This is a genomic window from Clostridium zeae, from assembly GCF_017312485.1.
Lineage (GTDB): Bacteria > Bacillota > Clostridia > Clostridiales > Clostridiaceae > Clostridium_AR > Clostridium_AR zeae.
On the sequence record NZ_BMBA01000001.1, the window covers coordinates 1,120,083 to 1,145,062 of the forward strand.

25 protein-coding genes and 1 other annotated feature are annotated in these 24,980 nt (G+C 30.2%); of the genes, 5 read left to right on the plus strand and 20 right to left on the minus strand.

Annotation, left to right across the window (positions count from 1 at the left end):
• Nucleotides 1–2 precede the first annotated feature (2 nt).
• The 6 genes from J3477_RS05195 to ytxC form a co-directional block, all read right to left on the minus strand.
• The gene (locus J3477_RS05195; protein ID WP_206868528.1) at nt 3–668 is read right to left on the minus strand and encodes a potassium channel family protein; all 666 of its coding nucleotides are present in this window, start codon (nt 666–668) and stop codon (nt 3–5) included.
• 11 nt (nt 669–679) lie between these two features.
• The gene (locus J3477_RS05200) at nt 680–2,026 is read right to left on the minus strand and encodes a TrkH family potassium uptake protein (RefSeq protein ID WP_206868530.1); all 1,347 of its coding nucleotides are present in this window, start codon (nt 2,024–2,026) and stop codon (nt 680–682) included.
• A gap of 558 nt (nt 2,027–2,584) precedes the next feature.
• Complete coding sequence (rplT, locus tag J3477_RS05205; protein ID WP_183278180.1) at nt 2,585–2,944, minus strand: 50S ribosomal protein L20; 360 nt, start codon at nt 2,942–2,944, stop codon at nt 2,585–2,587.
• 25 nt (nt 2,945–2,969) lie between these two features.
• On the minus strand, nt 2,970–3,167 hold the full coding sequence (gene rpmI, locus J3477_RS05210; RefSeq protein WP_183278181.1) for a 50S ribosomal protein L35: 198 nt from the start codon (nt 3,165–3,167) through the stop codon (nt 2,970–2,972).
• A gap of 20 nt (nt 3,168–3,187) precedes the next feature.
• Nucleotides 3,188–3,700: a translation initiation factor IF-3 gene (infC, locus tag J3477_RS05215; protein ID WP_206869668.1), complete on the minus strand. Its 513-nt coding sequence runs from the start codon at nt 3,698–3,700 to the stop codon at nt 3,188–3,190.
• A 36-nt stretch (nt 3,701–3,736) separates the two neighbouring features.
• Nucleotides 3,737–3,860 (minus strand) — a sequence feature (ribosomal protein L20 leader region).
• Nucleotides 3,861–3,902: 42 nt separating this feature from the next.
• A complete protein-coding gene (ytxC, locus tag J3477_RS05220) occupies nt 3,903–4,793 on the minus strand; it encodes a putative sporulation protein YtxC (RefSeq protein WP_206868533.1) in 891 nt (296 codons plus the stop codon).
• 265 nt (nt 4,794–5,058) lie between these two features.
• Between ytxC and J3477_RS05225 the strand changes: the two genes are divergently transcribed.
• The 3 genes from J3477_RS05225 to J3477_RS05235 all read left to right on the plus strand — a co-directional run bounded on the left by J3477_RS05225 (nt 5,059) and on the right by J3477_RS05235 (nt 7,366).
• Nucleotides 5,059–5,763 carry a DUF6873 family GME fold protein gene (locus J3477_RS05225; protein ID WP_206868534.1) on the plus strand — a complete coding sequence of 235 codons (705 nt, stop codon included), beginning with the start codon at nt 5,059–5,061 and terminating at the stop codon, nt 5,761–5,763.
• Between the two features lie 347 nt (nt 5,764–6,110).
• On the plus strand, nt 6,111–6,506 hold the full coding sequence (locus J3477_RS05230) for an HsmA family protein (protein WP_206868535.1): 396 nt from the start codon (nt 6,111–6,113) through the stop codon (nt 6,504–6,506).
• A 284-nt stretch (nt 6,507–6,790) separates the two neighbouring features.
• Entirely contained in the window at nt 6,791–7,366 is a 576-nt protein-coding gene (locus J3477_RS05235) for a GNAT family N-acetyltransferase (RefSeq protein WP_206868536.1), read from the plus strand.
• On the opposite strand, the gene J3477_RS05240 is transcribed toward J3477_RS05235, so the two are convergent.
• The 12 genes from J3477_RS05240 to J3477_RS05295 all read right to left on the minus strand — a co-directional run bounded on the left by J3477_RS05240 (nt 7,348) and on the right by J3477_RS05295 (nt 20,454).
• On the minus strand, nt 7,348–8,037 hold the full coding sequence (locus J3477_RS05240) for a putative ABC transporter permease (RefSeq protein ID WP_206868537.1): 690 nt from the start codon (nt 8,035–8,037) through the stop codon (nt 7,348–7,350). The two genes, J3477_RS05235 and J3477_RS05240, sit on opposite strands and share 19 nt — an antisense overlap.
• Nucleotides 8,038–8,615: 578 nt before the next feature.
• Nucleotides 8,616–10,085, minus strand: a complete 1,470-nt coding sequence (locus J3477_RS05245; RefSeq protein WP_206869669.1) for a nicotinate phosphoribosyltransferase — start codon at nt 10,083–10,085, stop codon at nt 8,616–8,618.
• 63 nt (nt 10,086–10,148) lie between these two features.
• Nucleotides 10,149–10,688: a cysteine hydrolase family protein gene (locus tag J3477_RS05250; RefSeq protein ID WP_206868538.1), complete on the minus strand. Its 540-nt coding sequence runs from the start codon at nt 10,686–10,688 to the stop codon at nt 10,149–10,151.
• 12 nt (nt 10,689–10,700) lie between these two features.
• Complete coding sequence (locus J3477_RS05255) at nt 10,701–11,492, minus strand: phosphoribosyltransferase family protein (RefSeq protein WP_206868539.1); 792 nt, start codon at nt 11,490–11,492, stop codon at nt 10,701–10,703.
• Nucleotides 11,493–11,511: 19 nt separating this feature from the next.
• Nucleotides 11,512–12,402 (minus strand): NUDIX hydrolase, encoded by an 891-nt coding sequence (locus tag J3477_RS05260; protein ID WP_206868541.1) that lies wholly within the window; start codon nt 12,400–12,402, stop codon nt 11,512–11,514.
• Nucleotides 12,403–12,489: 87 nt separating this feature from the next.
• Nucleotides 12,490–12,714 carry a hypothetical protein gene (locus J3477_RS05265; RefSeq protein WP_206868543.1) on the minus strand — a complete coding sequence of 75 codons (225 nt, stop codon included), beginning with the start codon at nt 12,712–12,714 and terminating at the stop codon, nt 12,490–12,492.
• A gap of 177 nt (nt 12,715–12,891) precedes the next feature.
• Nucleotides 12,892–13,920: a LacI family DNA-binding transcriptional regulator gene (locus tag J3477_RS05270; protein WP_206868545.1), complete on the minus strand. Its 1,029-nt coding sequence runs from the start codon at nt 13,918–13,920 to the stop codon at nt 12,892–12,894.
• A 151-nt stretch (nt 13,921–14,071) separates the two neighbouring features.
• Nucleotides 14,072–15,550, minus strand: a complete 1,479-nt coding sequence (gene malQ, locus J3477_RS05275) for a 4-alpha-glucanotransferase (RefSeq protein ID WP_206868546.1) — start codon at nt 15,548–15,550, stop codon at nt 14,072–14,074.
• 40 nt (nt 15,551–15,590) lie between these two features.
• Nucleotides 15,591–16,424 carry a carbohydrate ABC transporter permease gene (locus J3477_RS05280; protein ID WP_206868547.1) on the minus strand — a complete coding sequence of 278 codons (834 nt, stop codon included), beginning with the start codon at nt 16,422–16,424 and terminating at the stop codon, nt 15,591–15,593.
• Nucleotides 16,424–17,266 (minus strand): carbohydrate ABC transporter permease, encoded by an 843-nt coding sequence (locus J3477_RS05285; RefSeq protein ID WP_206868548.1) that lies wholly within the window; start codon nt 17,264–17,266, stop codon nt 16,424–16,426. The genes J3477_RS05280 and J3477_RS05285 overlap by 1 nt, the downstream gene beginning before the upstream one ends.
• Nucleotides 17,267–17,761: 495 nt before the next feature.
• A complete protein-coding gene (locus tag J3477_RS05290; RefSeq protein WP_206868549.1) occupies nt 17,762–19,120 on the minus strand; it encodes an ABC transporter substrate-binding protein in 1,359 nt (452 codons plus the stop codon).
• Nucleotides 19,121–19,707: 587 nt separating this feature from the next.
• Nucleotides 19,708–20,454: a nitroreductase family protein gene (locus J3477_RS05295; protein ID WP_206868550.1), complete on the minus strand. Its 747-nt coding sequence runs from the start codon at nt 20,452–20,454 to the stop codon at nt 19,708–19,710.
• A gap of 512 nt (nt 20,455–20,966) precedes the next feature.
• Between J3477_RS05295 and zupT the strand changes: the two genes are divergently transcribed.
• Nucleotides 20,967–21,761, plus strand: coding sequence for a zinc transporter ZupT (gene zupT / locus J3477_RS05300; protein ID WP_206868551.1), 795 nt, complete (start codon nt 20,967–20,969; stop codon nt 21,759–21,761).
• Nucleotides 21,762–22,031: 270 nt separating this feature from the next.
• Entirely contained in the window at nt 22,032–22,550 is a 519-nt protein-coding gene (locus J3477_RS05305; protein ID WP_206868553.1) for a nitroreductase family protein, read from the plus strand.
• Nucleotides 22,551–22,653: 103 nt separating this feature from the next.
• Here J3477_RS05305 and J3477_RS05310 read toward each other — a convergent pair whose 3' ends face one another.
• Nucleotides 22,654–23,661, minus strand: coding sequence for a WCX domain-containing protein (locus J3477_RS05310; RefSeq protein ID WP_206868554.1), 1,008 nt, complete (start codon nt 23,659–23,661; stop codon nt 22,654–22,656).
• Nucleotides 23,645–24,928 (minus strand): WYL domain-containing protein, encoded by a 1,284-nt coding sequence (locus tag J3477_RS05315; RefSeq protein WP_206868555.1) that lies wholly within the window; start codon nt 24,926–24,928, stop codon nt 23,645–23,647. The genes J3477_RS05310 and J3477_RS05315 overlap by 17 nt, the downstream gene beginning before the upstream one ends.
• Between the last annotated feature and the right edge of the window lie 52 nt (nt 24,929–24,980).

The window sequence follows — 24,980 nt, forward strand, 5'->3', positions numbered from 1 at the left end:
AATTATTTTCTTGATATAAATGATTCCAACTTACCTAAATCTTCTGTTGAACCAATAGCAACTAATATATCACCAGGTTCAATTACTTCTTCAGCGTTTGGAGTTATATTTATATCATTTTCCTTCTTTATAGCCATTACGTTTATTCCAAATCTTGTTCTAAGACTTAAATCTCTTATAGTATTATTATGCCACTCTTTCGGACTTTCTATTTCTATTATACTATAATCAGGTGAAAGGTCTATATAATCTAATATAGTTGAAGATACTAAATTATGTGCTACCCTAACTCCCATATCTTTCTCAGGAAGTATTACTCTATCAGCACCTATTTTATATAAAACCTTAGCATGAAGATCGCTATGACCTTTAGCTACAATATATTTTACGCCTAATTCCTTTACCAAAAGTGTAACCATGACACTTGCTTGAATATTCTCCCCTATGGTTATTACAGCTACATCAAAGTTTCTAATTCCTAGGGTCTTTAAAGCACTTTCATCTGTAGCATCCATTTGAACTGCATGAGTCACACTATCAGAGATTTCTTGAACAAGATCTTCATCTACATCAATTGCCAAAACATCATTTCCTAAATCATAAAGAGTTTTTGCAACAGAAGTACCAAATCTTCCAAGTCCAATAACAACAAATTGTTTATTACTCATATAAATTCCTCCTACCCTACCAATATCTTGTCCTCTGGATATTTATAATTTTGCTTTTTCTTTACTTTTGTTATAGCAACTGCCACAGTAAGAGGACCAACTCTTCCTAGATACATAGTTAATATTATAAGCATCTTTCCAATCAAGCTTAATTTAGGCGTTAAGCCTAGAGTTAACCCAACTGTTCCAAAAGCAGAAGTTGCTTCATATAATAAGGATTCAAAAGGCGCTGATACTTCAGTAATTGATAGCACCATAGTTACTGACAAAACTAAAGCTAATGCAATACTAAATATAGCAAAGGATTTATATACAGTCTCTTTTGATACTCTCTTCTTAAACACTTCTGTATCTTCTCTACCTTTTATGGTTGATATTAATGTAAAAATTAATATACCGAAGGTAGTTGTTTTTATTCCTCCGGCAGTAGAACCTGAAGATCCTCCTATAAACATTAAGATTATAGTAAGCAATTTACCTGCTGGAGTCATATTTGCAGTATATATAGATTTAAACCCTGCAGTTCTAGGTGTTACTGATGCAAAAAATGAATTTACAAGTTTATCTTTTAAATTCATACTTCTCATAGTTCCAGGGTTATTAAATTCAAATAGAAACATTAAAAGCGCTCCGCCAAATACTAATACTGTTGTAATTAGAATTACCATTTTTGAATGAAAAGATAACTTCTTAATGCCTTTAAAGTTATATATCTCCATCCAAACTGTAAACCCGAGACCACCAATTATTATTAATGCTGCTGTTGTTAGAATGATTACTGAATTATTATAATATATAGTTAAACTTCTAAAGTCCCCCAACAAATCTACTCCTGCATTGCAAAAAGCGGAAACCGAATGAAAAATACTATAATATATACCTTTCAACCATCCAAATTCCGGAATAAACTGTGTAGAATATAAAAGTGCACCAAGACCTTCTACTGAAAATGTAAAAATCAATATATATCTAACCATTTTAACTAACCCTTGAATACCAAAGGTATTCATAGCTTCTTGCATTACTAATCTTTCTTTAAGAGTTATCTTTTTGCCTATAAGAATCGCTATTAAAGTGGCAAAGGACATAAACCCTAGCCCACCAACTTGTATCAATATCATTATAACAGTCTTGCCAAAATAATTCCAATGAGTACCAGTATCTAAGGTTACCAGTCCTGTAACACAAACCGCTGTAGTAGAAGTAAACAGGCTATCTATAAAATCTGTAGCTGAGCCATCTTGCGAAGATATAGGCAAACTCAACAGAACTCCCCCTATGAGAATTACAATTGCAAATCCCAAAGAAAGAGTCTGAACAGCATTAAACTTAAATTTACGTCTTAAAGTTATGTTCATCAATTTCACCTCTACTTCATACATTCTTTTACATAGTATATGATAAATTTCATGTCTCCAACTTTTCTCTTAGAATCCATAGAAGGTTAAAAAAATAGTTTCCCAATTGAACTAACATTTTTTTAACCTTAAAATTAAATTCTGCATAATACTTTGCAATTACTATTTTATCTAATCACTAAAGTCTTATGCCTTTATTAACAACTCAAACAAATATTTATATTCATTATACAATAATTTGCATTGTAAAAAAAGGGAATAAAAAAATCGCTGAAGTGACTTTTCTTCAGTGATTTTTTTGCGCATCTGCCTTTCCGAATGTATATGAGGAAAATTTGGCAGGCGACATATTCTTCTTTTTTATTCTTTAACTTATATTACATTTTAAGTCTGTTACACATTCTTGTACACAAATCTCATTGAATTATAATTTTCTAAAGAATAAAAAAATCGCTGAAGTGACTTTCTGTTATCATTGAAATATCTAGGTTCAAGTAAGCTAATTTTTTTATTTTCCTATAAAGCAAAAAAAATGCGACATAAAGTCGCATTTCTATATTAAGCGTTTAAGTGCTTTTTTGCTAATTCAACTAAATCAGTAAATGCCTTTGCATCGTTTATAGCGATTTCTGAAAGCATCTTTCTGTTTATATCAACACCAGCTAATTTGATTCCATTCATGAATCTTGAATATGAAAGACCATTAACTCTTGTAGCAGCATTTATTCTTGCTATCCAAAGTTTTCTGTAATCTCTCTTCTTTAATCTTCTACCAACATAAGCATTTCTTAATGCTCTTACTACTGATTCGTTTGCTGTTTTGAATAACTTGCTCTTTCCACCGTAGTAACCTTTTGCAAGCTTCAATACCTTTTTATGATTTTTACGAGCGTTTACTGCTCTTTTAACTCTTGCCATATTACAAACCTCCTACTCCGTATTCTTATAGATATGGTAATAACTTCTTCATTGCTTTTTCTTGTGCAGTTGAAACGTAAGCAGTTTTTCTAAGATTTCTCTTTCTCTTAGAACTCTTCTTAGTTAATATATGGCTCTTGAAAGCTTTAGCTCTCTTCAACTTACCTGATCCTGTCTTTTTAAATCTCTTTGCTGCACCTCTATGAGTTTTCATTTTTGGCATTATAGTTTCCTCCTCTCAAGTTATGCTTTTTTAGGAGCCAAAATCATAATCATATTTCTGCCCTCTAGTTTAGCAGGCTTTTCAACCACACATAATTCTGATACTCTAGATAAAAAGTCTTCAAGTATCTTATATCCTACATGTGCATAATCAGCCTCTCTACCTCTAAACCTTACAGTTATCTTTACCTTGTCTCCATCTTCAAGAAATTTCTTGGCATTATTTGCTTTGATTTCAACATCGTGTTCTTCAATGTTAGGGCTAAATCTGATTTCTTTAACACTAATAACTTTTTGCTTTTTCTTGGCTTCCTTTTCTTTTTTAGACTGTTCGTATATGAATTTCCCAAAATCCATAATCCTACCTACAGGTGGATTGGCAGTTGGGGAAATCAAAACCAAATCAAGTTCCTTTTCTTCAGCTAGCTTTAAAGCTTCTCTTGTAGGCATTATACCTAACTGGCTACCATCATCAGAAAGAATTCTCAATTCTTTTTGTCTAATTTCTTCATTGATTGCAAAATCTTTATTAATATTTTTTCACCTCCGGTAGATAAGAACACCTTTATATAAATAATAAAAGGGCGGCATAAAGCCGCCCTCAATTACCACATTCACCGAAAAAAAACGTAAGTAATTCATAACCTTACTAGCTTTGCTGTAAGGTGAGAAACGGCTGTTTCTTCTTGACACAATAAATAATATATCATTTGCAGTAATTACTGTCAATACTATATTAAATTTTTATTTTATTTTTCTCACAAATTTTGCAATCATCGCAAAATTCTACTCTTTCCTCGAACACATTTGTTATGGTATCTAAAAACTCTCTATTTACGCATAACTCCCTATTGTGAATAATTATCTTTTCAGGACAATTAGTTATAAGACCACTTATTATAACATCTTCTACATTAACTCCAGCACCAAGCTTACATTCACTTAAGTCGCTTATAAAATCTTGAAATATATCTTTTCCATCACTATTAGTTATCTTATATCCACCATCATCTTTTACAATTATATTTACTTCTTCTATTCTGCTTTCCTGTATATCAACAAAGTATTTAAGAAGTTTTATGAATTCTTTGTATTCTTTCTCAACCATATATTTTTCTACTACTTTATCAATTATCCTCTCTATTTCCCCTATCAGTTCCTTCATTCTAAACGTAATAAAACCGTTTATATTAATTTCATCATTTTCCTCTATGCAAGCTCTTATTACTTCAATTATAGAATTAATTCTATTCATACAGTAAACACTTGTTTCATCAGAAATGGCTTCTTGCATATTTAATACACTCATTATATCTTCTTCAACTTCTAGAAGTTCATCATGCTTTAAGAAAAAATATGTGTCTGTAAGATATTCAAACATTTCTCTTTTCTTAAATACATCTATCACAACTCTATATAGTATGTTGCTTATATAGAGATATATTATTGATTTTAATCTATCATTATAGTCATCATCATCACAAAATATCTTTACGAAGTGGGTATTATTCTCTAAACTTTCAGAAATACCAATTGTTATATTTTTTTCTTTTAGCATAGTTCTTATATTCTGTATATCTTCTATGAAGTACTGTTCTCCTTCGTAAGCAAGCTTCAGCAATAACATTCCGCTCACTCCTTTCTTAAATATAGTATGTATTAAAATTTCTCCTATATACAGAAATTAAACATTCACAAATCGACATTGCATGATTCTAATTTATCTATTACACTTACTTTACTGGGGTTAACACACTTTAATCTAGCTATATTTTAATTAAAAAAATTTATTTTTTAATGAACTTTCACTTATAGGACAAAATGAATTTTTTATACTAATCTTTAAAATATATTATGTACATTGCCACAATTAAAATTTAAGGAGTGATATATTGAATTATTGTTTTGTTGATTACAGAATTTTACCAGAAGAAGAAAAAAACTTAAGATCTTTAAATGTTGTTATGATTAAAGTACCTAGATGCAAAAACTTATATCCTGCTATCGATGGTCATCCAGATATACAGCTTAACATATTGGATAATAACACCGTTTTAGTTCACAAAGATATGTCTGAAGATTTTATAGTGGAATTTAAAAAAACAGGATTAAATCAGGTCTTTTCAGATAAAAGCTTATCTTCAAAGTACCCTGAAGATATAATATTAAACGCTGTTAATTTAAAAAACACTTTTATACACAATATAAAGTTTACAGATAAAATGCTACTAAAATATATTGAACATAAAACACTTATCAATGTAACTCAAGGATACACTAAATGTTCCTGTGCAGTTATAAGCGAAAGAGCTATAATAACTTCTGATATAAAAATATATAAGGAACTAATTTCAAAAGATTTTGATGTTTTGCTTCTTCCTCCTGGTGATATTGATTTACCTGGGCTAAATTATGGTTTTATAGGTGGAACCTGTGGTTTACTTTCCGAAAGAGAACTTGTCTTTTATGGCAATTTAAAAAATTATAAATATGGTGAACTAGTACTAAGTTTTTTAAATAAGCATCAAATTAAACCTATTTTTCTTAGTGATACTCCATTGGTTGATAGAGGAAGTTTAATGTTTTTCTCTGCCTAATCCATATATTTTACGCTTACAATGAATAAATGTTGATAGATATGCATATAATAATTACTTTCTATTTATGTCAAAAAAATTTATAATTCTCCAAACAAAAAACAACAAGTAGTTGTATAAAGTAGTATTATGCTGTTATGTTTTAAATAACATATCAAAATCAAGTTATTGCTTAGATGCGAAACACTTCAACCCAAAATCTATTTTCTAAATTCTTCTGGGTTCTGAGAGGAGAATTTTAAAATATAAATTTAAAAGTCAGACATGTTGTTTTAGTGAAATTTGGTCATGTTTAGACCACAAATCAGTTATATAATATTAATGATTAGAACAGAGGAGGTACTACAATGGATTTTAAATTAATAATTGCTATAATATCGATCACTTTAGCATTAGTATTTTATACTATAGGTGTTTTTTGGGAAAGAAAGACAAAGATTTTAACAAAGTATCAGGTATGTGTTTTTTGGACTGGTTTTTTATTTGATACAGTGGGTACTAGTTTAATGACTATGATTGCGAAGGAAGGTAATTCTGTAAAATCAAGTCTAGCTCAAAATATACATGGTATAACTGGAGCTTTAGCAATATTACTTATGGCGTTCCATGCACTTTGGGCTACCTATGTTATATACTCTAATGATGTTAAAAAGAAAAAAATTTTTCATAAGTTTAGTATTTTTGTATGGCTAGTTTGGTTGATTCCATATTTTATAGGCATGTTTATGGGAATGTCCAAATAGTATTAAAGCAATTCATTTCCTTCATTTTTTATTGCTACATATTTAAAGCTTAGCTGTGTAAGATCAGCTAAGCTTTTTATTATCCTTTAAAAATTAGCTTTGGCAAGTAATTTGGCTAATTATGTGCAAAAGACTAAAAACATAATATAAGTTAAATAATAAAACAAGGAAATTCATTAAACGGATTTAAGTTTCTGTAGCCCTTCACACAAAATTTGTAATTTATGATAAAATATCTTTGTATCCACTCAAAAAAATAGGATATCTTTAATAAAGGAGCATAAATGAATTCAATAGATTCCATTTTTATAAATTTTCCTGAACTAGAAACAGAGAGATTTATATTAAGACAGGTTAAAGCTAAAGATTATAAAGATTTATATGAATTGTACTCTGACCCACTTGCCGTAAAATATCAACAAACTGAAGCTATGAGCGATATGGAGCAGTCAAAGAAAACAGTTATAGCTTTTCTTAAAGGGTATTTAAATAAAAAATTTATCCGTTGGTGCATTGCAGATAAATTAACTGACAAAGTGGTTGGGTTAATATCCTTGCATAGCTTTGACATTTTTAATTTCAAAGCAGAAATAGGTTATATGCTAAACAGCAAATATCTAAATCAAAATATAATGACTGAGTGCGTAATAAAAGTATTAAACTTTTCCTTTAATATAATAAATTTAACAAAAGTAGAAGCATCAATTCATCCTGACAACGAACGCTCCATACATCTAGTTGTTAAGCTTGGCTTTAAGGAAGAACTTTTGATAAAAGGTATTTCTTTTAATTTCAAAACTGCTTTATTCGAAGATAGAGTTATTTTCGGACTAACAAAAAATCATTTTGCTTTGTTCTGAACATACATCATATTAGGATAAACCTTTTTCAGTTTTGCATCAGGATAGTGTTTGTCTAAAAATCTTTCAATAGAATTAGAAGCAGGTACTCCACTGTGTCTCTCAGTTCCTCTAAATACTGCCATAGCTGAAATACTAGTGTTAAAGACCATAAATCCTATGATAACCCAGGTTATGATTATTCCTTTTTTATATGGCATTTTTTCAATAATTGTAGACATACCTGGGTAAATTACTTTAATCCAGATGACAGATAAAATCCCCCAAAATATACAATAAAACAAATTAGTTCTTCCTTGAATATTAAGTATAATTCCACTGTACTCCCACGACACTGTGCCAAATATCACTTCTTGTGTCCAACTACAAATATATTCAAAGACTCCTCCAACTAAAAATCCACCTATAAAAACATATATGCTGTCTTTTTTACGAACCCAGTATAAACTTAGGGTTATCAAAATTGACCCAAAACCATAAACCAAATTAAATGGACCATAAATTAATCCACTTCTGCTTTCTATTCTATGTAGAGTTAAGAAACACCATAAAGTTTCCACCAAAACTCCTAATATGCTGCCAATAAAGAAAATCCACACTAGCTTATAAAAATTAAGCCCTTCTGCAAAAGTTTTATTTTTCTCTTTAAGTGGATCTTTTGAAAATAACATATTAATATCTCCTTCATCATTTTTTTGTCATCTTAAGCTTTTTTTCTCATACTTTAAAATTGCTTTCCATATATCATAAATTCGTATATCTAAAAACATATTTATCAGATTTGAAATTCAAGAATCAAAATAAACTACTTATTGATCAACTTCGTGAATTTCCCATTATATTTATTTATATTTAAGATAAATACTAACTAATACCAAGTTTCACATATTATAAAAAATATATTATTCTCCCCCCTTCCTAAATTTATAGATGAACCACTTCGTAATAAAATTTATATTTCTAAATTCTCTCACCAGAACCCGTGAGAGTTTTAAAAATATCCTTTTGACCGAAGTGTTTCATCTTTAGCAATAAATATTAAATTTTAGTCTTATAATTATTAATATGCATTTGTATTTAAATTTGATAAGTAAAAACTTCTAAACCCATTTAATTATTTAGGTTCAGTTAAGCTGAAAATTCTACATTTTACTTTACAATAAAGAAAAAGCCCAACATTAAATAAATTAATGCTGAACTTTTAATATCTTTTTTAAATACATCTAGTTTTTAGTTTAATGTTCATATTTTAAAATCTTGAATGTAATCTATCTCTTATTTCTTTTAGTGAAAAGTCTTTAACAAGCTTCCCATCTTTAAATACAGTCTTTAAAAGATTATCACTTAGTGTTTCTTGTTCACTTAAAGTTAATTCGTCCTTATACAGAATATCTTGTCCATCTCTATAAACATAACACATACCTTTTTGAGATTTTTTAAAGTTGTCTGTATCTGTTTTTGGATCCTTAAATATAAATTTCTCTTTTCCATTTATTATTGCATGAGTAGCTTTTAATGCAAATCCAAAGGTATCTCTAGTGTTATACTGATAAGTATAAGAACCTATGCCTAGAGTACAGTTGCTTACTGCAAAACCTTTCTTCTCAAGACCCTTACATATCTCTTCACATCTTTCAACTGTAATGCTATCACCATAAATAGTTCCTATTTTTTCATTCAACACCTTGTAACCTTTAGTATTTATATGACCTCCGAAGATTTCGTATAGAAGTTCTACAGTTCCTTTATATTCTGGACTGTCCTTTAAAGCATCCTTATCTCCGCAGATTATCTTAACAGGATCTCCACTATCCCCTCTTATTATTATTTTACCATCTCTTTTTAGGATATCCTCTTTTAGTTTTGGTAGTATGGAGGTTATAACCTTCCAGTAATCATAGGTGTCTGATACTATACTTAGATTTCCCTTAGGGAACTTATCCTTTATAAGAGTTTTATATGCACCGATTTCATCTTCTCCATAACTACACATAACACTATGCTCCGTTGATGGCGTTCCAACAGCAACTACTTCTTCATCAATATTACAATTATAATACTTTTCTAAATAATCAATTGCTGGTATCGTAGCAGTGCCTATAAAAGAAAGCAAATGCCCTGAACTGCTAGATTGCGCACTCTCTATCGAGCTGAAACCTCTCATACTGAAATCACCACAAGCTCTTCTAACCTCTCCATTGTCTACGGTTTTATTATAATAACCTTCTACTATCTCTCTATATCTATAAGCTATAGTCGCACTAGTCATAGGCTGCCATATATTGCAGCTCATGAAGGTTTCTAAATAGTTAACAAGCCAAGCAAAGTCCTCATGAGTATTAGTTATTTCGATCATAGGAGTTTTTATATTTACTCTCTCTCCCTCTTCTATAGCCTTAATCTGTATTGGTAGATATCCTAGATCATGGAGTGCTTCGATATGCTTTGTATCTGCAGCTATCTCTCCCATTGTTCTAGATATAATTCTTTTGTATTCCGATATTATTTCTTCTTTTGAAGCATTAAAAAAGTTCTCATTAAAATACTCAATCAAATACTTTTTTAAAAAGGATTGAAGTCCAAACATAACCACCTTATTCATCTTTTCTTTTCTAGACATTCTTGGAGTCCAATAACTAACAAGCTTAGTCATACCTTCTGCATAGCATATATGATGAATAGTTTTATAAAAATCTGTAAGAAGTAATGGATTCATAATTATTCCCCTTTTATTCTCTATAAATATATTTCTTCGGATTAATATTTATATAATAATACTTTTTTATCTAACAACCTTAACTTGTAAGCTTTCAATTACATGTAATGCTTTATCATGAAGAGCTTCATCGAAGCTTGCACATAATGCACCATCTACACTTATATCAGCATTTGTATACTGTGACTGAAAGGTTACTACATTACTTACAACACACATATTTGTAACTACTCCTACAACCTCAATTGACTCTATATCCTCACCTAGTTCTTCTGATATCTTAATCATATCTGCAGGGCTTATTCCAAAACTTCCTTTATTATAATGATAGGTATTTTTCACCTTCTTAAATTCCTTAAGACTTCCATAAAGGTCATGGCCTTCTGTACTCTCGATACAGTGAATCACAGGTAAGTTCTTTCCTTCTCTTGTTTCTAGGTAATTTTCATGATGAGTGTCATAGGTAAATAGAACTTTTTCACCTTCATGTAGATATTTCTTAACTTTATCATATATAGGTTTTTCAAGCTCTACAGCCTTATCAAATCCTAGTGCTCCATCTACAAAATCCTTTTGATAATCAACCACTACTAACAACTTTCTCATAAATATCCCCTCCTATATTTCATGTACTTTAATTTTTTCGTGAGCTTTGCTTAATATGCTATTAGTTGTAAATACTTCTTTAATCAAATCAGTCTTCAATATATCGCCTTCAAAAATGGTATCTTCACAGTGAGTTACAACTAGATATATTTCCTCAGCCCCAAGCTTTTTAAGCTCTTCTGCAGTTAATATAAAGGTTCCACCTTTCGAGCATAAATCATCAACAATTACTGCTTTAAAAGCTTTAGCGGAAACCTCTCCATTTATTTTAAGACTATTGATACGCCCTGTTTTAAAATCTCTTTCTTTATTTGCTGTAAGTACCTTTCCATGCTCTAGCTGCTTTTCATATCTTTTTGCAGCCCCTGCATCTGGATAAACTAAATATATTTCATCATCATTAAAACCCTTCAAAAGTTCTTTTGTCAAAGCTTGAGACATATTGACAACCTTAACTCTATCTAACAATGCAACAGACACCTCTGAATGAGGCTCATATACAGTAACTCTTTCAAAATTTAAGCTATTTATCAATCTACAAAGATGTTTCAACGTAAAAACCGTCATCCCCTCAGTTCTATCCATTCTTGAATAAGGCATATATGGAACTATAAGACTGCATTTTTTATTTAGTTCATCTAAATGTCCTTTTAAAAATATCAAATGAGTTATATCTTCATCGCTTTCAAATTTTATCTTTATTTCATTATCATAACTATTAATAGCTAAACTCTCATTGTTAATTAAAGCTTCTCCGTTAGGAAACTTCTTAATTTGTACTTTTTTATTATTTAGATATATCATAAAAACTTCCCTCCATATTTTAAAAATTATGTTCCCAGTTTTCGTTGAATTTGAATACTTTTGCAGGTCTAAAAGGCTTTCCTTCTATTTTTTCATCAGTTTCGATGATCATATCTTCCATTTTTCGTCTAAAATTCAGTATTTCTCTTCCCATTATGGCTTCATATACATTTTGTAATTCTTTTACTGTAAATAATCTTGGAAGTAGATTAAAGGCAATTGGCGTATATTCTACTTTATTTCTTAATCTATCAATTGCATAATCCAAAATCTTATAATGATCAAAAGCTAGATTTTCTGCTGATCCATCTAACAGAATATAGTTCATTTCTTTTCTTCTATATATATTTCTATCAATCTTCTCAATTACTTGGTATTTTACTTCAACCTCATTATCTTCAGATTTTAGAGTGAGTATGTGATTATTTTCTATATAACTATGATTTTTTTTAGTTTCAACAAGAACTTTATCTATCCAAAACCACTTACTTTCTTTCAATTCATTTGTTTGCTCAAACTTTATAATTTCTTTTTCAATTAAGGCCATGTTTCCTATGCTAATAACCCTAGTTCTCTTATCTCTATTTATATCTCCAAAGGTGTAAAGCTGCTCAATATAAACATCCTCTACCCCTGTTTTTTCTCTTAATTTTCTTTTCGCGCCCTCTTCCAGTCCTTCATTTATATCAATAAAACCACCTGGAATGGACCACTTACCCTTTTCAGGGTACTCATCTCTTTTAACCAAAAGAACCTGCATGCCCTTTTTAGGAACCTTTCTTTGATTATCTTCTTTTATATCATCTGTGGTAAATATTATTACATCATTTGTTACACTAGGTCTTTCATATTGATTTACATCATAGTTTTTAAGAAATTCTGCTTCGTTATCTATAAAATGTTTATCCAAGTTTTACACTCTCCAACTTATTATCTTTTAGATAATATCAAATCGATATTATGTATTTATAATATGCTTTATTCTATTTTTTGTCAACTAATTTTTATCATTTGTATTTAATTTTACATTTAAATGGTGTTTATTCCAAACAATAAGCAAAATATCATTAATACATTCACTAGCTGCCTCTCTATTACTCTCCCCCAGTACATTTATCACTACCCTGAAAATTAAATTAGAGTAAGTATAGATTATATATTCTAAAGCTTTGTGGTTCTTATTTTTCAATTGCTCTAGAATATTTTCTTCATTAATGTCCATTTTTTCACCTCTTTTTCTTTTCTCATTAGTTAATACGATGTTAAAGTGTAATACTTCACAAGAAATTTTGTTTTTTATACATTTCCTATATAGCAAAAGATAGGTTTGCAAAGTTTATGGCAATCCTATCTCCTTTAGTGTACCTAAATTTTATTTAATTCTTAGAATTCATTATTTTTATATGTTCTTAGTAGATTGTCCTACAACAAGTTCCCCTTGAAAAGTTTTATGCTCAGCTAAGGTTTTCTTACCAATAACATCGAACAAAATCTTTATAGTTTCTTCAGCTATTTCTTCAACTGGTTGTCTAATAGTTGTTATAGAAGGATTGTAATAACTAGCGATATCAAGTCCGTCAAATCCTGCAACTGAATAATCTTCCGGAACGGTTTTACCCATATCAAAAATAGCCTTACATGCGCCTATAGCCATGCTATCACAAATAGCATAGATTGCAGTAAACTCCTCACTCTTATGTAAAAGTTCTGTAGCAACAGCATAACCATTTTCCATAGAATAACTTTCAAGTTCATCTTTCATTATGCCAATTAAATTTTCATTTATTTCAATTCCATTATCTTTTAAGGCACTGGTATATCCATTGAATCTAAGCATACCAATACTTTCATCATCAGTGGCAGCAGTTATTATTGCTATTTTTTGATGACCTTGTTTGCATAAATAATCTACAACTTTATAACTTTCCTTAAAATCGTCAACGGATACCGAAGAACAGATGGATTTATCTAAACTTTCCATAGTTGCAATAGTGCTTAAAACAAAGGGCACATTTAACATTCTTAGTTTTTCGTCTGGATGAGAAAAGTGACCTCCTAAGAACACAATGCCTTTAAGCTTTTTTTCTTTTATAAGTTCAATAGCTATATCTACTTCATTTTCTTTATTATCAACGTGCTGAAGAATGAAGGAATACTTCTTTTCTTTTATCTTTTTTTCGAATATTTTAATCATATTACTGAAGAAAGGATTAGTAATACCTTTTATAAGAACTGCAATGGCTTTAGAGTCAGTTCTTTTAAGATTACGCGCACTATTATTAGGCACATAGTTATTTTCTTTAATAACTTGCATAATCATGGCCTTAGTTTCCTCATTAATATCAGGGTGATTATTTATAGCTCTAGAAACAGTGCTTACCCCTACTCCACATAATTTTGCAATATCTTTTATTGTAATTATCTCCATATTACCCATCCTTCTCATTCCTCAAGCCTAATAATTTTGTTAAAACTCATCATTTTATGTATAATATTATTATAATATTAAAAATTTGTAAATATAATTGGTTTCTTAACGAATTTTGAAATCCCCAAAAAATAGATGGGGATTTCATTGCTTACCTTCCGTATAACTTGGTGACTTTTCTTATTTTCTCTACTAGTTCTGTTGTAAACTCATTGTCTAAAAGTCTCCACTTCCAATTATTTCCCAAGGTAGAAGGTATGTTTATCCTACCTTCACTTCCAAGACCTAAATAATCCTGCATTGGAATAATAGCGAGGTCTGATACCGTTGAAAAGGCTAATCTTATAAACTTCCAATGGATATCCTCTATATTATTTTCATCAATATCTAAATAATCATTTGCTAATTTTTTATCTTCAGAATTAAGTTTATGGTACCATTCTGAAATAGTCTCATTATCGTGAGTTCCTGTATATACAATCGAATTTCTATTATAATTATGAGGCATATAGTCTCCTGCTTCTCTTGAATCAAAAGCAAACTCTAGTACCTTCATTCCTGGGTAGCCAGTTCTTCTAACAAGTTCCAGCACACTTTCGGTAAGGAACCCTAAATCTTCAGCAATTATATCTAAATCTCCAAGAGCATTTTTTACAGCATTAAAAATATCATAACCTGGCCCTTTCCTCCATTGTCCTGTTTGTGCAGTAATAGCACCAAAAGGAATTGAATAATATTCATCAAACCCTCTAAAATGATCCACCCTAACAACATCATATAGTTTAAAAGAATAAGCAATTCTCTGTATCCACCAAGCATATGAAGTTCTCTTGTGATACTCCCAATCATATAACGGGTTTCCCCATAGCTGACCAGTTGCAGAAAAAGCATCAGGTGGACATCCTGCTACAGAAATCGGACACCTGTTTGAATCAAATTGAAACAACTGCGGATTAGCCCAAGCATCTGCACTATCAAAAGCTACATATATTGGAATATCACCTATTATCTTTATACCCTCCTGATTTGCATAAGCTTTTAGCTTTAGCCACTGCCTTATAAACATAAACTGTTGAAATTTATAAAACAATATTTCATCTGCATATTTATTTTTGTATTGTTCCATGGAAGACGGTCCTCTAAGTTTTATATCCGCATCCCATTCACTCCAGCTCACACCACCATAAGCATTTTTAATAGCCATATAAAGAGAATAATCTTCTAACCAATAAGAATTTTCTTTTACAAATTCATTAAATTCACTATTATTAGTAATATTACTTCTCTCATATGCAATTCTTAATATCTTGAATCTAGATAGGTATATTTTCTCATAATCAGTGTATCTATCACTGTTTCCAAAATCATAGCTTTCACATTCTTCCTTTGTTAAATATCCCTCATAAATCAAAGCTTCTAAATCAATAAAATACGAATTTCCAGCAAAAGTAGAAAATGATTGGTAAGGTGAATCACCATACCCAGTTGGCCCTAGAGGCAGTATCTGCCAAAATTTTTGTCCTGATGCTTTCAGCTTATCTATAAGCTCATATGCATCTTTTGAAAAAGTCCCTATGCCATATTTTCCTGGTAAACTTGATATAGGCAATAATACACCACTGGCTCTCATAGTTCTCCTCCTTTATAGTATATTTTATATTATATTCACCTTACCCTTTAACAGCTCCTGCTGCTATTCCTTTAATAATGTGTTTTTGACAAGTGAAGTAGAATATAACAATTGGTACTATAGCCAATACTAGCATTGCCATCATTGCTCCCATATCTATAGAACCATATCCACCTTTTAAATATTGAATCGCTATTGGTATAGTCTTATATTCACTACCTATAAGTAAGTAAGGAAGCAAATAATCATTCCATATCCACATTGCATTGAGTATTGAAACAGTTATAGATATAGGTTTTAGGATTGGAAATACAATCTTAAAAAAGGTCTGAATAGGATTGCATCCATCAATAAGAGCCGCTTCTTCAATCTCTAGAGGTATAGACTTTACAAAACCAGAAAACATAAACACAGATAAGCCTGAAGCAAATCCAAGATATACGACAATAATCCCAATAGGGTTATCTAAATGAAGCATATTAGCAACCTTAGTTGTAGTAAACATTACCATCTGAAATGGTACAATCATTGAAAATACAAATAAATAATACATAGACTTAGTTATTTTTGTTTTAACTCTAGTTATATACCACCCTGTCATTGATGTGAATAACACTATAACAAACACCGAAGATACAGTAATAAAAAACGAGTATCCAAAAGCTTTTAAAAATCCCGTCTTTATCAAACCATTAGTATAGTTTTCTAACCCAGTAAAGGTTTGTTTTGTTGGAAAAGCAAAAGGAGTATCGCTAATAAAGAATTTACCTTTAAAAGAGTTCATTAACACTATTAGAATAGGAACTACAAATGCTATAGCAAGTACAATCAATATAACAAATATTACACTATCTTTTACCTTTGAGTCCTTCATTAACTTTCTACCTCCCTACTTCTTGTAAATATAAGCTGCGCAAATGCAAATACTCCAACTAGTAAAAAGAACAGAACTGCTTTTGCTTGGCCTACACCTTCCCAGCCAACAGAGCCATAGAAAGTATTGTATATATCTAATGCTAGCATAGCTGTTTTTTTTGCAGGTGCTCCTGCAGTCAATGCTAAGTTCTGGTCAAATAGCTTAAAAGAGTTTGATATAGTTAGGAATAAACATATTGTTATAGAAGGCATAATCATAGGTATCTTTATATTTCTAAGTATTCTAAAGGAGCTTGCCCCATCTATCTTTGCTGCTTCTACAAGATCCTCAGGAACATTTTGAATTCCAGCAATATATATAATCATCATATAGCCTATAAGTTGCCAATTCATTAAAACTACAAGACCATAGAAGCCAAACTTAGGATCATAAGTCATAGTAACACCAAATTTATACAAAACGCCATTAATAATAAGTTGCCATATATATCCGAGAACAATCCCCCCTATTAAATTAGGCATAAAAAAGGCAGATCTAAAGATATTAGAACCCTTTTTTCCTCTAGTTAGCAGCAGTGCTAATATAAAAGCAAATATATTTATTGTTATCACTGATATCACAGTAAACTTAGCAGTAAAAATCAATGCATTCATAAAATCTTTATTATGAATTGCCTTTACGTAATTACTTAATCCTATAAACTTAGAATTAGTTACTGTTGTAAACTCTGTGAAAGATAAATACATCCCTAATATAAACGGAACTAAAAAAGCTATTAAAAAGGCTACCAAGGTTGGAAGTACAAAAATATGAAAATATTTTTTTAATATCTTCTCCACGTTATCTTCTCCTACTATTAATTTTAAAATGGTGAGTTAGAATTTTCCCTCTAAGCTCACCATTAGTTATTTATTTTAAGTTATAGTTATGTTTAATAATATTTATTGAAATTAATTGGTTATTCAGTAGATGCTATATGAGCGAGCTATTAGAATTAAATGATTTTTTCAGATGGAATGGCTCTAAAAAATCGCTAATCGTTCTTTATTAGTGATTTTTTTACGCATCTGCCTTTTCTGAACGTACGTGAAGAAATTCTGGCAGGCAATACATTTTTACTTTTTAATCATATAGCATTTTTATTTTATTAAATTTAAGATATAAAATTTTATAGAATGCATGGGTTTTTAAAAAGTAAAGCTGTACTGTTCGAACGCAGTGAGTTTACAGTTTTAGCCATGGAATATGACAAAATCATATTAATTCTTTGCGTAAGCTCATTAAAGCGTCGGATGGGTAACCAATTAATTTCACATAGTTTAATTATAATTTCATTATTTCTTATTAGCTTTTTCTGTTTGCCATGATTCCTTTACTGTCTTTACTACGTCATCCCAAGATCTATTACCTTGGCTATATTCTAACAATGCATCACCAAAAGCATTCTTAAAATTTTCACTTGGGAAGGCCGCAAATGTCCAAGCTACGTTGTTTCCACCTTTGCTGTTCCAGCTTAAAACTTCCTTCGCTAATGGATCTGATGGTTTTTCACTATCACTGAAGGTATTAAATGGAGCTATAAATCCTAAATCCTTTGTTACATACTTTTTACCTGTGTCACTTGAGAATAGCCATTCAAGGAATGCAATTGATTCATTTTGTTTTTCTTTTGAAACCTTACTGTTAATTGCAAAGAAGTTTTCGGTACCTATGCATAAGCCTTGCTTTTCTTCGCCAGCTACACCTGTATATATTGGCATGAATTTGATATCAGATTCTTGTACCTTATTTCCGCTAACACCCTTTATTTGATTCCAAGCCCAGTTACCATTTTGAACCATCGCTGCATTACCAAGGGCAAAATCAGCCATTGAATCATCCACAGACTTACTTCCTAATAATTTTTTATCTGTGCATGAGTTATTAATATATAGGTCAAAGATATTTTTATAATTATTTGCATATTTGAAGTCAATTTTATCTGCTGCAAGACCTGCTAAAATCGTATTGTCATATTTAGTATTTTCTTTAAATTCATAATAGAAAGGTAGATTTGCTAAATGAGTCTGCCATCTCCATTGTTCTCCTGATTTTAATGAAGTTGATGCAAACACACCTTTTATACCAAGTTGATCTTTATGCTTAGTCATATCTTCAACAACTTTCTTCAAAGTATCATAATTAGTTATTTCAGTTGTAGAATTTATTGATACAGCTTTATCAGTAAGTGCAAAATATTTTTTCATAATCGCTTCGTTATAAATTATGCCATAACCTTCTATTGCATATGGAATACCATAAACTCCGTCACCACTCTTTACTGCTAAAGATTTATCTGTTAAATAACTATAAAGTTTTGTATCCTTTAAATCTAAAGTATAATCCTTCCAGCTTTGATATCCTACAGGACCATTTATCTGGAATATTGTTGGTGCATCGGATTTTGCTATCTCTGATTTCAAAGTTGTTTCATAAGTACCACTTGCTGCTGTAACAACTTTAACCTTAACACCTTTTTCTTTTTCATAATCCTTTGCTATATTGTCATATACTTGAGCAATTTCAGGTTTGAAATTTAAGAAATAAATTTCTTTTGTTGCTGATGTTGATGTTTTACCACTGTTTCCACACCCTGCGAATAAAGTAGACCCCATAGCCACACACATTACAAGACCTAGTAACTTCTTTTTCATAATAATTTCCTCTCCCCTATAATTATTTGTAAAGTCATCATCAATATCTATTGATGAATAAATAATTAACCATTGGTATCGTTGTCGGTACCGTTTCCAATTATTACAAATTAAATATAGCATGTTTTAAATACGTTTACAACCATATTTTGGTAATTATTTTCTTCTATTTTTTTCACTTTTAATTCAATTTCCGAAATATTATAGCTATTTTTTTTATTCAGATCACATAATTTGATATTATGCGGTACTAGAAATAAAAATTTGGCAGTTAAGTGAGTTTCATTTTTTACTTTATAACTTAAAAAAACTGTAAATCTATTAAAATTCCTAAATTTTTATAGTTTGAGAACTTTATATTTTCCTATATAAAAATAAAAGAAGCACTTACGCTTCTTTTACTATTAGTCTATGTTTAATAATATTGTTGAAACTAAGTAGTCATGCAGGAGACACTATATGAACGAGCTATTTTTACAATCTATTTAAATTGAAACTGTTCAAGATATATTTAAATAAAAAAATAGCTATCAACTTAAAATTTTGATAGCTATAAAATATTTTTATAAAACTTATAAAGGTTAACTTTACTTATTTCTAAACTTTTCAAGGTAACTTGATGCAGATCTATTCATCTCATTAGCAAATTCAGACATATACTTTCTTTTGCAGAAAGCTTGAACTTGCTCTATTATATTCTTAGCCTTTATTCCAGAATCCTCATTCTTTGCTTTATGCATTTCCATATGTTCTTCCTCAGAAAGTCTATGATATTTATTCTCAGAAACTATATATTGCTTCTCAAACCTCACTGGTTTCTTTCTATTTTTTTGAGCATCAACAGGATAGCCGTAAACTAACATGCAAGCTGGTATAACAAAATCAGGTAATTCTAATATTTCTGTAATCTGCTCACAGTTTTCAATTATATCACCAATATAGCAAGACCCTACTCCTACTGACTGGGCTGCAATCACTGTATTTTGCGCTGCTATCATTGCATCTGCCATGGCTAGTAGAATATCTCCTTCTCCCGGTTTTCTAGGTTTGCAATCTGTATAAACAAATGAATCATACCATCTTTGATAATCAGCAAGAAATATCACTACCATTGGAGCATTAGCAATAAAAGGTTGGTTGTCACAAAGTACTGACAGTCTTTCTTTTAGTGTTTTATCAGTTATATCTATTATGCTATAAAGCATCATTGCCCCTGCAGTCGGAGCTTCAAAAGCGGCCTGCAATATTTCCTTCTTAATATCATCTTCAATTTTTCTGTCTTCAAATACCCTCATTGATTTTCTTGTTTTTATTTGTTCTAAAACTTCATTCATCTCATCTTTTCTCCCCTATTTTATTTAATTTTCTTATATGTACATGGATGTAACACTTCATAATAAAATTTATATTTTCAAATTTTCCTCTCATAACCCAGAGTAGTTTTAAAAATAAGCCTCAGATTAAAGTATTTCATCTTTATATACTTAAATCTATACTTATTGAAAAATCACCGCATCAAAGAATTCCCATACTTATCTAAATTAATATAGTCCTATTATATATCAAAACCACGGCCTAATATCTATATATTAGTTATTTCATTTATTAATTTATATATCTACCAAACAATTCCACTTAGTTCAAGTAGGATATTAAGCATAATCTATAAATGAAAATCATATTTATCAAGGTATAGCAAATTTACAGCTTCAATATGCATATTATATATAGTATATAACGCGCTTTACCTTTTAATTATCTCATAAATTATCGGACAAGCATTAAACCTATCCTATTTTTAGGTGATTACTTATTGGAGCTTTACGTTTTTAAAGGAGGATGTTAGATGAATAACGTACTATTTGCCTTTGGATTAAGTCTTTTGGCAGGTTTATCAACAGGCATAGGAAGCACTTTGGCTTTTTTCACAAAAAAGACAAACACTAAATTTCTTTCATTAAGTCTTGGCTTCTCAGCAGGGGTTATGATTTACGTTTCCCTTGTTGAGATTTTTGTAAATGCAAAAGATTCTTTAACAGCTGAACTTGGAGTAAGAAATGGCTCTTGGCTTACAGTGATCTCTTTCTTCTGTGGTATTCTTCTCATATACCTAATTGACACTTTTATTCCAAGTGAAGAAAGTTCTACCGCTACATACAGCCTTAAGTTTAGCAATGGCTATTCTGATGTAAAATTACTTAGAATAGGAGTATTAACTGCACTTGCTATTGCGATTCATAACTTTCCAGAGGGAATTGCAACATTTATTTCTGCAATACACAGTCCATCTATAGCAGTTCCAATTGCTATTGCTATTGCCATTCACAATATACCTGAAGGTATTTCAGTATCAGTTCCAATCTATTATGCAACCGGCGACAGAAAAAAAGCCTTTCTTTACTCTTTCTTTTCAGGCCTTTCCGAACCTTTAGGTGCAATAATTGGATATCTAATACTTATGCCTTTTATAAATAATCTTACCTTTGGTATCATATTTGCAGCAGTAGCTGGAATTATGGTATTTATATCTTTGAATGAATTAATTCCAGCAGCAAGGGACTACGGCGATCAAAATCTCTACATATACGGCCTTATCTCAGGAATGGCTGTAATGGCTGTTAGTTTACTGTTATTTTTATAACAAGTCCTTAGTTAAATTATAATATTTTAAGACTGTATTCTATAAATTAATAAATTGAGTCAACTGAAATTTTAATTCTTCCAAAATCATTAAATTACTACCAATTAGCTATCTAAAATAGTAGATAATATGCTATGTCAAACAAAAAATATAATACCAACCATACTTACTGTAAAGTTAGTAAATAACAAATATGTGCATACTTACTTTTTCCAATATCATCATATATAATTTTTAAATAGATACTTTATATTATGAGGAGGTACTTTTATGAGTTTTATTGAACTTGCTAAAGAAAGATATTCAGTAAGAAATTTTGATTCTAGAAAAATAGAAAAGGCTAAATTAGATTTGATATTAGAAGCAGGTAGAATAGCCCCTACTGCAGCTAACCTTCAACCTCAAAGAATTTTGGTGGTTGAAAGTGATGAAGCTGTTGCTAAGTTAAAAGATTGTACTATCTATTCTTTCAATGCTCCTATGGCACTAATAGTATGCGCTGATAAAAACGAGGCTTGGAAGCGTAAATATGATGAAAAAATTCATACTGACATAGATGGTAGTATTGTTGCAACTCATATGATGCTTCAAGCTGCTGAACTTGGGTTAGGTACAACATGGGTTGGTCACTTTGATCCCGAGGCTGTTGTAAAAGCCTTCAATATCCCAGAAAATCTTGTTCCTGTGTGCATCTTCCCATTAGGATATCCAAGTAAGGATTCAAAACCAAATCCTAATCATGAAAAAAGAAAAGATATTTCTGAGACTGTTTTTTACAATGAATTTTAATACGGTAAAATTCCAAGTATTAGTATATAGCTAAAAATTTATATTCCTATAAAATCAAGATAAGAATTAGGAGGATATGGTCTATTTTAGCAACCATATCCTCCTAATCTATTTCTAAAGCCCTTTTTACTAAATCTATAATCTTTTCTCTTATTCTAATAGGTTCAACCACCTTTACATGAGGTCCAAGACTTAATATTCTTCTTATAACTTCAGTTTCTTCAAAGGTGTAATAATACAGTTTTACTTCATACTTTCCTTCTCCAATTATCCTTGTATATCTTTCGTAAGAAGAGAAGCTCATAAAACATCTCTCCATTGCAAACTTTTCATCTATCAACTCTAGTACAATGGGCTCTTTACAATATTTTGTATCTTTTATAACTGCATAAATTTCCTTCTTAGAAAGCTTACACAAGGTATCCTCTTTTAGCTCTATATTGAACATGGTATGAAGATTTACCATAATAGATCTATTTTCTTCAATATAATACATAGAAACTCTTAAAACTTCATCTTTTGTTGAGTACTCTATTTTTAGAGGCAAGCCTCTTACAGCCTTATATTGTCTTGAAAATTTGTCTACATTATCATAAATTATTTCTCTCTCTTCTTTTATAGCTTGAAGTATCTTATAGAAATTTTTATAGTAAGCATCCTCTTGAACTACCTTTAAATTACTTACTGTATTTGTCTTTTCTATAATGCTACTTATATTATTTCCCTTTACGTCTTTTAGTGCCTGCTCTAACTTTAATACTATATCCTCACCTATAAGCCTCTTTAATATTGAGTCCTTTAATAGCTCCTTAATCCACTGCTTCTCTACAGTAGTAAATCTTATTGGAACAGGTGCTTTCGTATCTACAGAAAGTAATGGATAAAACTTTCCTTCTTCATTCCTAATTAGATTTAGGTTATCTTCTTCATCATATTTATTCAACATGAGGCCCTGAAAAGTTTTAAAATCTTTACCAATAACCTTTTCCTCATATTCACCTTCATCTATTATAATCTTTATGTCTTCTTCACATAAACCGTCATTGCATAAATTCAATATTTTTAATACTAATGAGAAATATCTATTTTTACTTTCATGAAATAACTCCATAAAGCTTTAGCATCTCCTTCCAGTCTTTTTTAATCTTTCTCCTAAGCTGTATTGGGGATTTAATTATTATATATGATGAATATTCTCTAATCCATGGACACATCTCATATGCATCATTAACTAAAGTTGTAAATTCATATACTCCTCCATGAATATCCATAGTGTAATTTTTAAGTTCATTTTTTATCTTTTCAACTATATAGACATCTTCTTTCTTACCTATAACCACTGAAAACTCAACCTTCTCACAAGGAGAATCTCCATTCAAATGTACTGCTGACCAGCTATTACCCATTGACTTATGGTACAACACATCTAAGTTAATATCTTCAAGTTCTTCTTTTACAGCCTTAAGATTATAAACTCTATCCAGTCTTGCATTTACGCATTTTTTACCTTTTGTAAAAGCCACTATATAAAATCTTCCATACTTCACATCATACCTAATCTTATACGGAGTAAGATTTCCCAGTTTTTGTGTATTGCGCCTCCTAGAAATAGAGTCATAGTTTATACTCTTTTTTTCATTAATAGCTGTAACTATCTCCCATAATATCTCCTCTTCAACTACAGGATGAAAATGAAGATTTTTATACTGAAAAGCTTCTTTAAAATCTATTTTTATGTCTCTTTCAAATTTCATATAGTTCTTAAGAGTTTCTTCAAAATAATGTCCTGCTACCATTGGGAAAGCAATATTTTTATAAAGATTTACAATATATAAGAGGTGCTCCAACTCCTGATTTGATAAAGTATTTAGTATGTCGTCAGAAACTTCATAGTTCTTTACTCTCCCAGTTTTACTCATCTTAAGTAATCCAAGTTCACTTTCCATCTCTTTAAGTTTTCTTTCTATGGTTTTGCTAGAAATGCTATCTGGGTTAAAGCTTGTTTCCTTAACTAAAACGTCTTCAATTTTTGAAAGTGATAAGGCTTTTTTCTTTGAATTAAGAATTAACAATATATAAAAGTACAATACTAAATCAATCTTTGTAAAGCTCTTATTATAGTAGGTGTTAACTAAAAAATTACTTGGATTAGAAAGAGAATCGTAACTTAGATTTAATAGCTTATTCCTGCCATCCTTATCTACCTTTATTAAATCTTTTTCAAGATACTGCTGTATCCTTCTCATCTCGTAGCTTATCTTTCTAGAACTCAAAGAAGTTTTATCCTCTAAGGCTTCTCTTGAAAAACATCCGTATAAAAAAACATCTCTTAATATCCATCTAATATTATTATAGTGCTTAATAAAGTCACTAAACATTTTAACACCCCCTATATAACTTATATTATCATAGCACCTGTCATTCCACAAA

What these genes read in the sequence shown, in the direction of transcription:
- J3477_RS05195 (WP_206868528.1), bottom strand. Translation starts at nt 668, where the DNA reads ATGAGTAATAAACAATTTGTTGTTATTGGACTTGGAAGATTTGGTACT.
- J3477_RS05200 (WP_206868530.1), bottom strand. Translation starts at nt 2,026, where the DNA reads ATGAACATAACTTTAAGACGTAAATTTAAGTTTAATGCTGTTCAGACT.
- rplT (WP_183278180.1), bottom strand. Translation starts at nt 2,944, where the DNA reads ATGGCAAGAGTTAAAAGAGCAGTAAACGCTCGTAAAAATCATAAAAAG.
- rpmI (WP_183278181.1), bottom strand. Translation starts at nt 3,167, where the DNA reads ATGCCAAAAATGAAAACTCATAGAGGTGCAGCAAAGAGATTTAAAAAG.
- ytxC (WP_206868533.1), bottom strand. Translation starts at nt 4,793, where the DNA reads ATGTTATTGCTGAAGCTTGCTTACGAAGGAGAACAGTACTTCATAGAA.
- J3477_RS05230 (WP_206868535.1), top strand. Translation starts at nt 6,111, where the DNA reads ATGGATTTTAAATTAATAATTGCTATAATATCGATCACTTTAGCATTA.
- J3477_RS05235 (WP_206868536.1), top strand. Translation starts at nt 6,791, where the DNA reads ATGAATTCAATAGATTCCATTTTTATAAATTTTCCTGAACTAGAAACA.
- J3477_RS05240 (WP_206868537.1), bottom strand. Translation starts at nt 8,037, where the DNA reads ATGTTATTTTCAAAAGATCCACTTAAAGAGAAAAATAAAACTTTTGCA.
- J3477_RS05250 (WP_206868538.1), bottom strand. Translation starts at nt 10,688, where the DNA reads ATGAGAAAGTTGTTAGTAGTGGTTGATTATCAAAAGGATTTTGTAGAT.
- J3477_RS05255 (WP_206868539.1), bottom strand. Translation starts at nt 11,492, where the DNA reads ATGATATATCTAAATAATAAAAAAGTACAAATTAAGAAGTTTCCTAAC.
- J3477_RS05265 (WP_206868543.1), bottom strand. Translation starts at nt 12,714, where the DNA reads ATGGACATTAATGAAGAAAATATTCTAGAGCAATTGAAAAATAAGAAC.
- J3477_RS05270 (WP_206868545.1), bottom strand. Translation starts at nt 13,920, where the DNA reads ATGGAGATAATTACAATAAAAGATATTGCAAAATTATGTGGAGTAGGG.
- malQ (WP_206868546.1), bottom strand. Translation starts at nt 15,550, where the DNA reads ATGAGAGCCAGTGGTGTATTATTGCCTATATCAAGTTTACCAGGAAAA.
- J3477_RS05280 (WP_206868547.1), bottom strand. Translation starts at nt 16,424, where the DNA reads ATGAAGGACTCAAAGGTAAAAGATAGTGTAATATTTGTTATATTGATT.
- J3477_RS05290 (WP_206868549.1), bottom strand. Translation starts at nt 19,120, where the DNA reads ATGAAAAAGAAGTTACTAGGTCTTGTAATGTGTGTGGCTATGGGGTCT.
- J3477_RS05295 (WP_206868550.1), bottom strand. Translation starts at nt 20,454, where the DNA reads ATGAATGAAGTTTTAGAACAAATAAAAACAAGAAAATCAATGAGGGTA.
- zupT (WP_206868551.1), top strand. Translation starts at nt 20,967, where the DNA reads ATGAATAACGTACTATTTGCCTTTGGATTAAGTCTTTTGGCAGGTTTA.
- J3477_RS05305 (WP_206868553.1), top strand. Translation starts at nt 22,032, where the DNA reads ATGAGTTTTATTGAACTTGCTAAAGAAAGATATTCAGTAAGAAATTTT.
- J3477_RS05310 (WP_206868554.1), bottom strand. Translation starts at nt 23,661, where the DNA reads ATGGAGTTATTTCATGAAAGTAAAAATAGATATTTCTCATTAGTATTA.
- J3477_RS05315 (WP_206868555.1), bottom strand. Translation starts at nt 24,928, where the DNA reads ATGTTTAGTGACTTTATTAAGCACTATAATAATATTAGATGGATATTA.